The following is a 14,495-nucleotide window of genomic DNA, read 5'->3' as shown; positions in this document are numbered from 1 at the left end:
CATGGCTCGTAGGAATAGAAGTAAAAAAGAGACACTTGAAATCGCGTGGGACATTGCAATGAATTCGATGACCCGAAAGATTAATTTTAATAGTACTGAGTCCGTGGTCTTTATAGAAACGGCTAACCGCGAGTTTAGGGATATTGACCGAGAAGATTGGTGGCGGGAAGCCGAAAGGATTTTCTCAACTAGACCTTCAATTAGCTACCAAAACTTAGCGGAGGAAGCGGCAGCCCTAGTCATCAATAAAAAAATGAATGTTGATTATTTGACGGTGTATTTGGGTGGAGATACATAACTAAGTTTATTCCTGATCTGAATGAAAATAAAGAGCGCTATTATCATTTTAAATATAGCGGGGCTAATTGGTTCCCTAATTTGGCTAATGGTCGACAAAGGTTGGGAACCATTGGTAACTTCTATTGGTTTGATTGGAAGTTTAATAGCACAAATCTATAACCGTAGCGGAACGGGTGCCTCTATGACACAAAAAGGAGGCAAAGGCTCAAAGAATTACCAGTCAGGCGGAGATATCAACATAAATAGATAATGTAATATGCTAAACGATAAAATTCAGAAGCAAGAAGGTGGAGACAGTTCAACAAATCTTCAAGGACAGGTTGTTAACGTTTATCAAGGTATAAGCTACGCCGATGCAAAAGAGATTGCGTTAGATGTTTTTAGCTCGAATTTTATTCAGTTAAAGAATGAAGCTGCTGAAATTGCAAAACATCGGGCGGAAGAAATAACTGAAGCATTACTTGAAAAACTAATTGAAAGAGCGCCAGATGCAATACAAGAATTTAAGCAACCCGGGATGCAAGATTCCTTATTCACCGCTCAAAAAGAATATGCCAAATCTGGAGATAGGGAGCTGGGAGATTTATTGGTTGACATTTTAGTTGACAGGGCAAACTCTCCCAAGAGAAATATGATGCAGATTATTTTAGATGAAGCATTGAGAATCGCACCAAAATTGACAATTGAACAGCTTGATACCATCACTTTATCATTTCTTTTAACTCGTACCGTACGCCGTGACGTTAATAATCTTGAAAGATTCGGTTTATATATTACGAAATACATATTACCCTTCGTCGACAGTTTAACAGCAGAAAGAAGCGATTATAACTACATTGAATACTTAGGGTGTGGGCAAATACGAGCGGGTAATTATGGTCAATTGGAGAACAAATTTCTCCATACCTACAAGGCAGTTTTTCAAGAAGGATTTAGTAAAGAGGATTTTGAAATGGAAGTGGGTCAAATTGATAGTTTCCGAGATTTTATCATCTCTTGCTTCCATAATCCTACTCTTTTCCAGTTAAATGCGCTGAATGATAGTGTTTTAGAAGAGATAATGACGGCAGCCGGAGTTGATGAAGACATCAAAAAGAAGCTTCAGGGGATTTTTAATAAATCAACAATGAAACCTAGTCAGGTTAAAGAGTATATTGTCGGAATCGATAGTAATCTGAATAAGATTTTTGAGGTGTGGGAGAATACACCTATGATTAATCTAGAGTTGACGAGTGTCGGGATTGCAATCGCGCACTCAAACTATAGACGTAGAATAGGTGACGCAATGAATTTGTCGAAATGGATAAAATAAGAATAAGAAGAAACTGAACACGGTTATTGTGATACTCCTTATTGATATTCATTTCTTACCTTTATCCCATGAACCCCTTATCCCATTTACCCGAAGACAAGCAAAAAGAAATCTTAGCGGCTGTTGAAATCATTAAGGAGGAAGCCAGACCGGAGAAGATTATCCTGTTCGGTAGTCACGCTACTGGTAAATGGGTGGATTCGTCGTATGTGGAGGATGGAATCAAATTAAGTTACATCAGTGATTACGATCTTTTGATAGTGCTATCTGATGACAATAAGCAGGAGGAAGGACAGATAGTAAGCCATATTGAAAATCGGTGTAATGATTTCCATGGCATTGTTAGTCCAATTGCACACACCATCAGCTATATTAATCACGGGCTTTCTTTTGGACAATTCTTTTTCATGCGGATTATCGATGAGGGTATCCTGTTATATGATAGTGGCAATGTCGAGTTTGTCAAACCCAAAATTTTGACATCTGAAGAACAGAAAAAGAAAGCGCAAGACTATTTTGATTTATGGTTTCCGAATGGGGATGATTTTCTATTGGGGGCAAACTTTTATTTGAGTAGAAATAAATATCGTCTATGTGCGTTTTCGTTGCATCAGGCGGCTGAAAACTTTTATGCAACAGCATTATTGGTTTTTGAAGGATACAAGCCTAGTATGCATGGTCTTCAGAAAATGCGCAACTATTCTAAGCATTTGAGCGATGAATTGTACGGGCTGTTTCTAACACCGCCAGAAGATAACCACGAATATTACCTGTTTGATCTACTGAAAAGGGGATATATCGAAGCCCGTTATAAACCCAACTATAATATTACCCGTGAGGAATGCGAAGAATTGATTGCCAAGCTCACCCGGATGAAAGAAATCGTGGAGCGGATTTGTAGGGAGAAAATAGACTCTTTAAATTGATTGTTTTATGGAGCTCGCCAGCCAACGGGAATACCAAGCATTAGTCAACCAAATATCCGTTGCCTATGAAGAAGGTAGGCAACGCGCTATCCAGACGGTAAATACACAATTGGTACAGACCTATTGGGAGATTGGTCAATATATTGTGGAATTTGAACAGGCTGGGGAGGCTCGTGCTAAATACGGAAAGGCTTTAATCAACACCTTGGCTGTCGATTTGAGTAAATTACATGGTAGGGGGTTCAGTAGGAGCAACTTGATATATATGAGGTTGCTCTATCTCGAGTATCCAATAAGTGAGAAGCCTTCTCACTTATTGAGTTGGTCTCATTATGTGGAACTGTTAAAAATCGATGACAAACTTGAACGTAGTTTTTACGAGAAACAGGCAATCATTGAGAAATGGTCGATACCTGAATTAAAGCGACAGAAAAAATCCTCGCTATATCTCCGTCTGGCTGCTTCCAAAGATAAGGATGGTATCTTGCTGCTGGCCAAGCAGGGACAAGTCGTCAGTAAACCTGATGATATTGTCCGGGATCCCTACATCTTGGATTTCTTGAAGATACCCGAACCGCACCACTACACCGAATCGGAATTGGAAAGCCGCATTATTGAACACTTGCAGCATTTTCTATTGGAGTTGGGCAAAGGTTTTGCTTTCATTGGGCGACAGTATCGAATCACGTTGGGCAACCGTCATCATTATGTTGATTTGGTGTTTTACCATCGTATCCTGAAATGCTTTGTACTGATCGATTTGAAACGGGAAGAAGCTGGATATGAAGACGTAGGCCAGATGAATATGTACCTGGGGTATTTTGAGAATGAGGAAAATACCGAAGGCGACAATCCCCCTATCGGCATCGTGTTGGCCAAGGAGAAAGACGAATTGCTCATTCAATATGCCATGCACAACGTATCATCCCAATTGTTCGTTAGCAAATACCAACTATATCTGCCTAAGAAAGAGGAATTAAGAAGCATCATTGAAGCACAGCTTGACAGGGATTCAGGAGACTGAAATACTAAAGGGCTTTCTTTGGCAAGAAGTCTTGGGGTGAGAGCCCAAAATGATCGGCCAGTTTGTTGATATGGTTCAAGTTGTATTTGGACCTGTTTTTTGGATTTTCGATATTGGCTATAAAGGTTTGCTTCACATCGATTATCGTTCCGATATCTTCCTGCGTTAGGTTATTCTCTGTCCGAAGTTTATAGACAAAATCGACCACGTGTTGCTCAATCGGTGTTAAAATGCTTTCAGCCATAGCAACATCGAAATAAGATAAAAATATATTTGGAATTATAATACATGTATGATATATTTGCATTGAACATCCTCATTACTGGCCTGAGAAACCTAAAAAATGACAAGGATGTTAAGCCTAAAAGCATATACCGACAACGGCGTACGAGCGGCCTTTTTTATTCGCTGCTTGGGTGATTTCTCAGACCTCAGTAATGAGTTAAGGAGGCCTGCTCGTATTGCTGTTTTATTCATATTCAATATTTATCTCTCCAATGGCATTTTTACAAGTCTCACTGCCTATGAAATGCTCTACCCGCTAAAACCCAAAAATCCCATTTAGTTTTTTGATATGGCAGATACTCCGAACTGAACGATCGGATTTAATTAATCAATTGATTACCTAACCATATCAATTAACCAATGAAGCAAATAATACGCTTAATGGGACTGCTATGTCCCAAAAATAGCCATTATAACATACAACTGCCAATACTATTATTGGCCTTTAGTCCCTTTATCATGTGTTTGTATGCCCGCGCGCAGCAGCAGGAGACGTTTACCGTAGCAGGTAAGGTGATCTCCGCTGCCAGCGGCGTGGCAATCGAAGGCGCGACCATTACCAACAAACGTACGCGTATCCACGCATTCACCGACCGAAGCGGCGACTACCGTATCCCTGCTCGGCCGGATGATATCCTCGTTTATTCTTTTGTTGGCTATGTAACATCCGAGCAAGAAATAGGGGGGAGGGAAAAAATCATCGTCGCGTTGGATTCCGCAGAGAATACGCTGGAGGAAGTGGAGATCAATGCGGGGTATTATACAACCACACGGCGCACGAGTACCGGTAATATTTCGCGCGTTACCGCCGAAGAGATCGAGCGGCAGCCGGTAAATAGCCCTTTAGCGGCTATGGCAGGACGTTTGCCTGGCGTACAAGTTATTCAGGAAAGTGGTTACGCTGGGAGTTCCTACACCGTACAGGTACGCGGGCAAAACAGCCTGAGAGATGATGGTAATGACCCGCTGTATGTGGTGAACGGAGTCCCTTTTCCATCAGTCCCACTGACCCAACTGAATGGTGTAGTTCGCTTTTCGAGTCCGTTGAATAATATCAGCACTGCCGATATTGCCAGCATTGACGTATTGAAAGACGCTGACGCCACGGCGATCTACGGCAGCCGTGGAGCCAATGGGGTTATTCTGATCACTACTAAACAAGGTAAGCAACAGGCAGGTGCCATCAGCATTGTGGCAAATAGTGGATGGAGCACTGTACCTCGGAAAATAGAATTGCTCAGCCGAGAGCAATACTTGACTATGCGAAGAGAGGCCTTCGCTAATGACCAGGTAAATCCAACGATAAGCAACGCACCCGATCTCATGCTTTGGGACACCACGCGGTATACCGACTGGCAGGAAGTATTATTAGGAGGGACTGCTCATCAATCGAGTGTTTCAACTTCCCTGTCAGGCTCAGCTGCGTCCATCCGATATTATATTGGTTCATCCTATTTCAGAGAAACCTCCGTGATCCCTGGAGACCTTGCCTATAATAAGGGGTCTGCTAGTTCGTCATTAAGTTACCAAGGCCCTGACCGACGCTTTAATATACAGGCCGGATTTACATATAGTCTAAGCAACAATCAGCTTCCCCGTGAAAACATGGCGGTCATGGCTACAAGGCTGCCTCCCGTTGCGCCAGAACCTTACATAGGCAGTCAGCTGAACTGGGCTAATGGCACTTGGGACAATCCGTTTGTGTATCTGGAGCGTAGCCATGAGCTGAAAACCAGCAATATCTTGGCGAATGCTCTATTAGACTATGAACTGTTTCCTCGTTTATCTCTCAGACTAGCGGTGAGTTATTCCCATATGGGCACGGATGAAATACAGCTTAATCCGGCCAATACATATAACCCTTCCGCGGGTGTGCCGCCAAAGAACAGTTCATTTTTTGCCGATAATACAGAATATGGGATAAACGCAGAACCTCAGATACTTTACCACCATTCCATAGGTAAAGGAAACATGCAGTATCTGCTGGGCACCTCTTTTCAGGAAAACCGCCGGCAGGGACATCAACTAAATGCCATTGGCTTTTCTGCAAGTGCATTAATGGAACAATTAAGCAGTGCTGAGGAACTGACTGGTTCGACCAGCTACTCGCAGTATCGATATAATGCGGTTTTTGGACGGGTGGCCTATAACCTTAAAGACACCTATCTGCTCAACCTTACTTTCCGTAGGGATGGTAGCAGCAGGTTCGGACCTGGAAAACAATGGGGAAATTTCGGAGCTATTGGCGGTGCTTGGTTGTTTTCAGAAGAGCCCTATCTAAAAAACAGGCTACCCTTTCTTAGCTTAGGGAAGATCAGGGCTAGTTACGGAATTACCGGCAGCGACCAGATAGGTAATTACGGATATCTAGACACCTACCGTCCGGCATATTCTTATATGAATCCGGGCTTGGTTACTTCTAGGTTAGCCAACGCCGCGTACGGCTGGGAGGAAAATCGTAAAGCCGAGATCGCTTTGGAAACCGGATTTCTTCAAAACCGTTTACAATTCTCCATAAGTTATTTCCGGAACCGATCTTCCAATCAGCTCATTGAATATCAATTGCCGACGATGACTGGGTTCGCTTCCGTGCAATCCAACTTTGATGCTACTGTACAGAACACGGGGGCCGAACTGGAAATCCGCAGCCTGAACATCAAGATCGGTCAATTCAGCTGGTCCTCTTACGCGCAACTGACCCTACCACGAAACAAGCTAATCGCTTTTCCGAATATCGAAAATACCTCCTATACACAGCTTGTGGTTGGGCAGCCCATTCAATTCAGCAGGGGATACCTGCTAACAGGCGTAAATCCTGAAACAGGAGCATACCTCATCACAGACATTGATGAAAATGGCAGCATTTCAGCAACGGCCGATCGTGTGGTACTCAAACGGCCAATACAGCTGTTTGGCGGGATCGAAAATACGCTAAGCTTAGGTTCCATTTCCTTGAATTTCTTTCTTCAGGTTACTCGTAAAACAGGTTTTGAACCGTGGGCAAGTTTTGGGATGCCGGGAATATTGCGGAATCAGCCGGTGGAAGTCATGGCGCGCTGGCAACAACGGGGAGACCATGGCACAGTGGCAAAATTTTCAAGAGGAAGTACCACCGACTTCACCAGATATGCCAGCAGCAATGCCGTATTTAACAATAACGCATCCTTTATTGGCTTACGCAATGCCTCATTGGTTTGGCAGCTATCGGATAAATGGTTGAAACCGATCAAAATCCGGCAGGCCGCTATTCAGTTACAGGGCCAGAATCTCTCTAGATTCACGAAGTATATCGGGTTGGATCCCGAAGCGAGTACCTCACCTATTCTGAGGACTATTGTATTGGGCATCAATTTAACTATCTGAAAATGATGATAAAGACTAAAAATATAGCGACTATGCTGTTGATGGTATTTACTATGCCGTCCTGCACCGATTACCTACATATTGATCCCCCGAAAACAGAACTGGTCCGCGAATCGGTGTTTTCGGATGACGCTTCGGCCCTAACTGCGATGGAAGCAGTTTACGGCATGCTGCAAAGTGGACACTACTTGACGGATTATGGTCGGAATGCGGGCAATATTACCGGTGCCAGTGCTGATGAATTCAACTTCGTATATAATACAAACGGCTTCGTTGAAAACATGCTCGATCCGGCAGACGAGATCATTCAGCAGATTTGGACAACCTCATACCGTTCCATCTATTCCTGCAATGCCGTTTTGGAGGGGATCCAGGAAAATAGCCGGCTTTCTGAAGCAGTTAAACGGCAATTAGAGGGAGAATCGCTTTTCCTGAGAGCGCTGAATTACTTTTATCTGGTCAACCTATTCGGTGATGTGCCGCTGCTGATGGCGACAGCGTACCAGCAGAATGCCTTGGCTGACCGCGACCCCGAAGAAGTGGTTTACGATCAAATTATACTCGATCTGACGAAGGCTAAGGATTTGTTGCCAGTTGATTTCACGTCTGGAAATGGGCAGCGGACAAGGGCTACCACATGGGCCGCAAGCGCCTTGCTGGCCCGGGTATATGCCTATAACGAACTATGGGGACAAACCGAAGTGGAAGCAAGCCGGGTGATTGGTCAGAACGGGTTGTTTAAATGGGGAATGCTTGATGAATTGTTCCTGGCAAACAACGTCGAAGCCATATGGCAGATATATCCGTCTCTCGATCTGAAACAGGCTAACGAAGCACTCCTGACGTACAACAACACCTACTCTAGGGCTTTTACCACTGTAACACCCGATTTTCTACTCCAAATAGAAGTAGACGACCCGAGAAAAAAAGCATGGTTTGCCAGACGGGAGGACTATACTTATTCGGTCAAATACAAGGCCTTTATAAACAATGAATCGCCTTACAGTGAATATTCGACGATACTTCGGCTATCAGAACAATATCTATTGCGAGCGGAAGCTTGCGTTTGGTTAAACAACATTGCTGGAGGGCTGAACGATTTAAACAGTGTACGTGCACGTGCGGGAGTGCCCCAAAAAAACACCAATGATAAAGAAGAGCTGCTCCATGCTATAAGGGATGAGCGGAGGATAGAACTTTTTGGAGAATACGCACACCGGTGGTTCGACCTGAAACGCTGGGGCCTAGCCAATAAGGTGCTGGGCGCACTTAAACCAACCTGGACGCCTGAAGCCGCATTATATCCCATTCCTGAAAAAGAATTGCTAAAAAATCCAAACCTTACGCAAAATGAAGGCTATTAACACATTTTCGAAGCTTATAGGGATGATCTGTATCTCCCTGTTTGCAAATGCCCAGGATAAAGGACTCATGCCAGGCGACCCCGCTCCAGGGTTGAGTACATATGCCTGGCTTCTTGGTGATTCGGTTAGCCAATGTGAAAAAGGAACCATCCATGTGATTGAATTTTCGGCGACCTGGTGTAATCCGTGTATCAAAGCCATTCCTCATATGCAGCAATTAGCCCAGCGTTATCAAGATCGCGTACAATTTAAGTCACTCTTCACCTTTAACAACCGGCAGCCTGATGACCACGGCTTGCGGTATGCGGCGGATGTAAAACAGGTGTTCCATCATCGCCTGGATACCGTGGCTTTTGCTGTAGCGATTGATTCCACAGACAATGCGACAGCCAAGAAATGGGCCGTCACCGGTGTACCCCTAGTGTTCGTAGTGGATGCGAAAGGCCATATAACCTGGAAAGGCCATCCATTGCTTGGGCTGGATCAGGCCATTGAACAGGTGCTGTCCGGTTCATTTGACCCGCCACAAGCCACAAAGGAGGTTTTGGATATGCAGAGAACCATAGAGAATGTACGTGCCCTGCTGAAAAGAAACGAGCCTTTAGCGTTGAAAATGATCGACAGCCTGTTGACAGTATTTCCGGAAGATGGTGTCTTATACTTTATGAAGTACCAATATCTGCTCAAAAATGACGAGAAGGCAGCCAGAGAGTTGTTGCAATGGATGCTGGTTCATTCGCCAGCATATCAGAAATGGGATGATGTCGCTATGGAAGCGGCTTATCATGCTCAAAACCCGGATTATAGGTTGGCTCTGCAGGCCGCTTACCGCTACTTGGACGAGTCCCCAGCTTTTCTAAAAGCGGGACGATACCAGACGGTGTTAAATGTATACATACATAAAGTATTGAACTCGAGCAGTACTTGTGAAAAAGCAATTGCCCGGGACGAAGCGATGCAGGCTTGCCTCGGAGCAATTGCTTATTGTGAGGAAATAAATGAGCATTACTTTAAAACCAGGTATGAGCAGTTATATGAAAGGCTCCTATCAGGTAGTATGTAATGCTCAAACGGAACCTGACCGCGTCTTACTACAATGCGTGTTTGTACAAAGCCTGACAAGGCTCTGCCGCGTTCTGATCGGATTTGGCATCCTGGCCGTCATCACAAGTACATCGCTCGATAGCATTGGTTGGATCGGTCGTACATTCAAATTGCGTTAGATCCAGGGGATCCGGTACACATGTCTGGCAAGTACTGATCAATCCTTCATACCTCGTGGGTGAAACATGTGCAAGGGCTGCTTTTTTATTGTACGCAAACGTACCCACTGTAAACCCTATAGCCATGACTAACGTCATTGCGAGGGCGATAACTTTTGATCTCTTTTTCATAATGTGATCAATTTTGTTAAATGATTAATATAATGTTGCCTACTTCTTTTTAGACAGGTGTTCGGCTTCCTTTTTCCTGTGTCATTGCGCAATGATATCTTATTGAACGGGTACATCACCAGCTCCCTCCCTTGGAGGACAGCGATGTGCCCGTTTTTCGTAATGGTTAAGGCCCTTACTGTATGCCCCCTCCTGTCCGGCAGATAGAGGCTGTGGAGGTAGGCTTGCTTATCCAGGTCGTAGACGTCTAGCACCGTATGGCGATCGTACATGCCTTCGTCCTCGTTTCCAGCTAACAGCATACTTTTGACATATAGTTTGTTGTCGCTAACGGCAGCCAGTTGGTTGACCATTAATGACTCCTGTAACACGTATTGGCCGTCCGACCGGTTGTGGCCTATCTTTAGTTTGGCGCGAGTGATGGTGTCTATGGTATGGCCCGTATGTTGCACGTTCATCTGACTATCCAATACCAGGTACTCGTTGCGGTAGTGGTATACGAAGACGAACCGCCCATGTCGTTTGTCGTACACCAGTCTGCCATCGGTACTGAACATACCCTCGCCACCCTGCTCAATGAGTTGGCCGTCGCGATAGTTAATCGCGGTATCGGCTGATGTGTAATAGCCCAATGCATTTTTCATGCCCTGCATGCCGTAAAAGCCCACGATGCTTCCGCTCGTTGGTACGGCATGGACAAACCGCGAACCGTTTAAATAGGGTAGTGCCATCCGGTCACGGAGCAGCCCGCGGTAAACCCACCCACTATTACCGTCCGACAGATAAAAATAAGGAGGTTGCACGCTCGTAGTAACCGATATATACGTAAGTGGTGGCAGTGAAAGCGGAATATATGTGGAGTCCAAGAGGTCGTTGCGAATTTGGAGCAGCTGACCAATGGCGCTGGGATGGGCGAGGTAAAGATGGTCGTCATCTGTGCCGGCAAGGTAATAACTGTTACTGTTAAGTTCCATGATGGCCACTGCCTCATGCAGATTGATGGGCAATTTCCGCTCGAATCCGGCAAAGCGGTGACCAGGCTTCCGGTCAACCCGCAGGGCCAGGTATCCAACGGTGAAGAAAGGGATAAGTGCCACTGCGGTGATTGCGTATAGCTTCCCCAACACGGGTATGGGGGCAGCGGCTTCCTGTGCCAAAAGCACATAAGCCGAACTGCCTACAAATATCAGATTGAATGCCAAATGCCCCCACCAACCGCCTATTTCGCCAATCACGCCGCCGCAAGAGCAAGGTATGGATGGGCTGATAAACAGGATGGCGAGAATGTAAAAGGTGAAAAGGGTCATCAGTGCGAGAAACGCCAGCAAACTCCAGCGAAACAACCGTGCCGAATGGAGCATACCTACACTCATTGTGACTGAAATAATTAATTCTACGGTGGGTATAAACCACGCGATGAAGCCCGTGAGACCTTTCAACATCGGTGATTGGTCCAGCTGTACGATAAATTTCTGATACTCCAATAATTTGATGCCACCGGCATATAGGAAAAGCAGGATGCAAAGCAGTGAAATCATATCCAGCCAGAACGCTTTTGTTTGGAAAGCCTCCCAGATAGACACTGCTTTGCGGGCGAACCAGTAATATATCGTGATTGTGAGCGTCTTGATGATTGTATCAACTAGCCGGCGTGTTGCTTCCTTCATGAAAGCAAAGGTAGGGCAAGATTTCCCCTTCGATTGGGGGAAATCGGAACCTAAAGCCTTAGAAAAATCGGAATCGTCTATTGATGGTGAGTCTAAAGGTAGTTTATTCCTTTCCAAAGAGCAAGTCGTTCGTCTCGTGCGGCAAATACGTGTACAGCTTTTTGTATTGCTTGTTCAGGTCCTGAACACAAGTGAATCCCACCATGTAGGCAATCTGTGTATACGTGTAGCGTTTCGACTCCCTGTCGCCGACAATCAATTCGTGCGCTTTGCGCAACCGGAGGCCCATGATGAAGTCTTGCGGCGATCCATGGTAATATTTCCGGTGCACGCGCCTAAGATAGGAGTCGGACACACCGTGGTCTGCAGCCAGCTCCAGTATTTTCGGAACGACACCCTCCCGGATCAGTTTGATGGCTTTTGCCCGTACGGCATGCACCAGCGCAAGCGGCCGGTTGCTGTCTTTCCGGCTTTCGTGCAGCATATCTACGCAGCAATAGATCAATTCCGTAATGGTTTCGCGCAGGCGGTTATCCATGGTAAGCGGCCGGAGGTGGGGCAGGGCGGCAAGCCTGTCCCACGTGGCACGGCAGGGTTTATCAAAGGGTATCACGCGGCTGTGGTAGCACCGCGGGGCCCTGGCTGCCCACTGCCGGAGGAGGTTGGCCAAGGGGGTGAGTTGCGCCCGGGTGTGCTCGCGCATGAGCGTGCGGTCGTTGGTGCTCCAGAGCCGCACCACGGTTACGCCCCTGGCCACGGACACCGTGTATTCGGCTTCGGGTGCGTATACGAGCGCATATTGCCCGGTTTGCAGTGCGAGCCTGCGCCCATTCGGTTCGGCCACGGCGAGGGTTCCCGTTTCCACATAGCATCCATGCAGGTCAAAGTGGGAGCACGAGATGGGGAACCGGAGGTCTTCGCGTGCATGGATTTCCATGGAGGCGAAAAACGTATCTGCACCGTCGTGGAAGCAATGGGCCAGGTCGAAGGCATCACAGGTGTAGTACTGCTGCCCGTCGGCACACCGCAGCTCGGCCTGCGGCCGAAAGGGCGGCCTGGCTACCGGGGCGGCGGCCGGATAGGCCCGCCGGAACTGGTAAATGACCGGGTCATACATGCAGGCGGGATGGACGGTGCGCCGCGGCATTGCCGCGCGAGGGTGTGGCGCGGGGCGGCCGCAGGCGGAGGGTAAACAATCTATGCATGGGGGTACCTTGTAGTCGCTGCCCCGGCTGCCGGTAGGGCAGGGCAAATGCGGCGATGTTGAGCAGGATCATCAGGGCCGAGAAGGCGTAAAGGCCCATCACCAGGGCGATGCTTCCGTGCAGGCCTATGGTAAGCCAGCACCATGGCCGCCGCGTGCGGCGAAACCATATGGCAACGGGATAAAGCGCTTCGATGGCGATGACGGCCCAGCCGCCGACCACCCACAGCAGACGCAAGCCACCGAGCCGGTGCACCAAGGGTGCAAGCGGCCCTTCGAAGCCGGGCAGCGTAGCGGCTTTCCAAAGGGCTTCGCCCGTCCACCATGTGGGGCCGATGGCCTTGGCCACTCCCGCCGAGGTGTAGATGATGCAAAGCGATACCTGCACCATGCGCAGGGGCCAGCGCGTGTTGGGCCGCGGCGGGATGGTGGCGCAGTAAAACAAGGCCATGATGGCGACGTGGTCAAACCCGTAGGTAAACTGGCCCGGCTGGATGAAGGCCATGTGGTGCAGCACCAACAGCAGTGCGGCGGCTAAGCGCGGTGCATACCCCAGCAACAGCGGTAGGCAAAGCAGGGTATACGCCACCGGCAGCGTGGCCGCAAAGGGAGCCCCGATGGGCTGCCGGAGCCAGGGCGCGTTGTACAGCTGCGCATAGTCTGCCCATACGGCAACGAAGGCCGCCAGCAGTACGATGGCGGTGCCACGCCGGAGCAGTGAAAGCCACGGCGGTATACAGCCTGTTTGAGTGTATTGGTTCATGGTTTACGGATAGCGGTGGTGCACTGATCATAAGCGACGGCCAGCGTGGGCTTGGCGGCGCCATGGGGCGTACCCAACGGTACGTGCCGCACGGCGTACACAACGCAGCGGGTAGGGTAGGCCGTGGGAGGCAGCTCGTGGCGGGCCATCCGGTGGAGGGTGGCTTCCACTACGCGCTTCCGCGCCGGATTGCCCTTGCCCTCGCCTGCGCTTGGCAGCAGGTGCTGGCATTGGTTGAGGAACACCACGTAGCGGGTCTTTCCTCCGCCTGTACGTAGCACGGGTCCGTTCCAGCGGATCGTGTCGCCGGGCGTTTCGCGCAGCAACTGAACCATGAACATGCTGGCTACCTGAGGCGCAAAGAAGCCGTGGCCGGTACGGCTGCCGGAAAGCTGGCCGTACGTACGGATCGGAGCGCTACTGAGCAATTTGCCCAGCAGCGGGGCCTTTGCCGCTGGGAGGAGACCGTAGGCATTGTGCAGGGCCAGGCTGCTGCAATGTATGATGCACAACACTGGCGGCACGAGCCGCAGGATGGCCGCCATCATGGTTGTTCGGTGGGATCATCCGGATTGGCAATAAAGCAAATCTCGGTCTTGACGGCCCAATGGCCGGACACGTCCATGCTGTCCAAATGCAACGCCCGATCAGGATGGGCTTCTTCGGAAAGCGTGGTCAGCAGTTCTTCCTTACCGCATGAGGTGGCTAGCCAAGCGCCGGCAACGAGGGCCAGCGAAATGTAGATGATTGGTTTTCTTTTCATCGTGTAAGCATTTTGGTCAATGAATCTATTTACGGCAAATGTTCTTTTTTTAGCTTTTTATTTAAAAAAACCGGTGAAATCCGTCGATTTACAGTGAAATCCGGTATATTTTTGTGATATTCGCTATAAA

General features: G+C 47.9%; 13 protein-coding genes. 7 read left to right on the top strand and 6 right to left on the bottom strand.

What is annotated here, in order from left to right:
* The first annotated feature begins 1 nt into the window (after position 1).
* The 4 genes from ACEVG1_RS02295 (at position 2) to ACEVG1_RS02280 (ending at position 3,562) form a co-directional block, all read left to right on the top strand.
* Positions 2-298 carry a hypothetical protein gene (locus ACEVG1_RS02295; protein WP_374741934.1) on the top strand — a complete coding sequence of 99 codons (297 nt, stop codon included), beginning with the start codon at positions 2-4 and terminating at the stop codon, positions 296-298.
* A gap of 258 nt (positions 299-556) precedes the next feature.
* Positions 557-1,612: an LPO_1073/Vpar_1526 family protein gene (locus ACEVG1_RS02290; protein ID WP_374741933.1), complete on the top strand. Its 1,056-nt coding sequence runs from the start codon at positions 557-559 to the stop codon at positions 1,610-1,612.
* Between the two features lie 68 nt (positions 1,613-1,680).
* Positions 1,681-2,538: a HEPN domain-containing protein gene (locus tag ACEVG1_RS02285; RefSeq protein WP_374741932.1), complete on the top strand. Its 858-nt coding sequence runs from the start codon at positions 1,681-1,683 to the stop codon at positions 2,536-2,538.
* 7 nt (positions 2,539-2,545) lie between these two features.
* Positions 2,546-3,562: a YhcG family protein gene (locus ACEVG1_RS02280; RefSeq protein WP_374741931.1), complete on the top strand. Its 1,017-nt coding sequence runs from the start codon at positions 2,546-2,548 to the stop codon at positions 3,560-3,562.
* 4 nt (positions 3,563-3,566) lie between these two features.
* On the opposite strand, the gene ACEVG1_RS02275 is transcribed toward ACEVG1_RS02280, so the two are convergent.
* Positions 3,567-3,806 (bottom strand): helix-turn-helix domain-containing protein, encoded by a 240-nt coding sequence (locus tag ACEVG1_RS02275; RefSeq protein ID WP_374741930.1) that lies wholly within the window; start codon positions 3,804-3,806, stop codon positions 3,567-3,569.
* Between the two features lie 500 nt (positions 3,807-4,306).
* Here ACEVG1_RS02275 and ACEVG1_RS02270 point away from each other — a divergent pair, with 500 nt between their 5' ends.
* From ACEVG1_RS02270 to ACEVG1_RS02260, 3 genes are read left to right on the top strand one after another with little or no spacing between them, the layout of a single operon-like run.
* Positions 4,307-7,210, top strand: coding sequence for a SusC/RagA family TonB-linked outer membrane protein (locus tag ACEVG1_RS02270; RefSeq protein WP_374741929.1), 2,904 nt, complete (start codon positions 4,307-4,309; stop codon positions 7,208-7,210).
* 2 nt (positions 7,211-7,212) lie between these two features.
* Positions 7,213-8,574, top strand: a complete 1,362-nt coding sequence (locus ACEVG1_RS02265) for a RagB/SusD family nutrient uptake outer membrane protein (protein ID WP_374741928.1) — start codon at positions 7,213-7,215, stop codon at positions 8,572-8,574.
* Positions 8,561-9,637 carry a TlpA family protein disulfide reductase gene (locus ACEVG1_RS02260; protein WP_374741927.1) on the top strand — a complete coding sequence of 359 codons (1,077 nt, stop codon included), beginning with the start codon at positions 8,561-8,563 and terminating at the stop codon, positions 9,635-9,637. Before ACEVG1_RS02265 ends, ACEVG1_RS02260 begins: the two co-directional genes overlap by 14 nt.
* 327 nt (positions 9,638-9,964) lie before the next feature.
* Here ACEVG1_RS02260 and ACEVG1_RS02255 read toward each other — a convergent pair whose 3' ends face one another.
* From ACEVG1_RS02255 to ACEVG1_RS02235, 5 genes are all read right to left on the bottom strand, one after another.
* Positions 9,965-11,635 (bottom strand): MauE/DoxX family redox-associated membrane protein, encoded by a 1,671-nt coding sequence (locus tag ACEVG1_RS02255; protein ID WP_374741926.1) that lies wholly within the window; start codon positions 11,633-11,635, stop codon positions 9,965-9,967.
* 103 nt (positions 11,636-11,738) lie between these two features.
* Positions 11,739-12,782, bottom strand: coding sequence for a helix-turn-helix domain-containing protein (locus ACEVG1_RS02250; protein ID WP_374741925.1), 1,044 nt, complete (start codon positions 12,780-12,782; stop codon positions 11,739-11,741).
* Positions 12,745-13,602, bottom strand: coding sequence for a hypothetical protein (locus tag ACEVG1_RS02245; protein WP_374741924.1), 858 nt, complete (start codon positions 13,600-13,602; stop codon positions 12,745-12,747). Before ACEVG1_RS02245 ends, ACEVG1_RS02250 begins: the two co-directional genes overlap by 38 nt.
* The gene (locus ACEVG1_RS02240) at positions 13,599-14,126 is read right to left on the bottom strand and encodes a hypothetical protein (protein WP_374741923.1); all 528 of its coding nucleotides are present in this window, start codon (positions 14,124-14,126) and stop codon (positions 13,599-13,601) included. The genes ACEVG1_RS02245 and ACEVG1_RS02240 overlap by 4 nt, the downstream gene beginning before the upstream one ends.
* 20 nt (positions 14,127-14,146) lie before the next feature.
* Positions 14,147-14,365 carry a hypothetical protein gene (locus ACEVG1_RS02235; protein ID WP_374741922.1) on the bottom strand — a complete coding sequence of 73 codons (219 nt, stop codon included), beginning with the start codon at positions 14,363-14,365 and terminating at the stop codon, positions 14,147-14,149.
* Between the last annotated feature and the right edge of the window lie 130 nt (positions 14,366-14,495).

It is taken from the genome of Parapedobacter sp. 2B3 (assembly GCF_041925275.1).
Lineage (GTDB): Bacteria > Bacteroidota > Bacteroidia > Sphingobacteriales > Sphingobacteriaceae > Parapedobacter > Parapedobacter pyrenivorans_A.
Note: the sequence above shows the minus strand (reverse complement) of the source record. Positions and strands in the feature narration are given on the sequence as shown.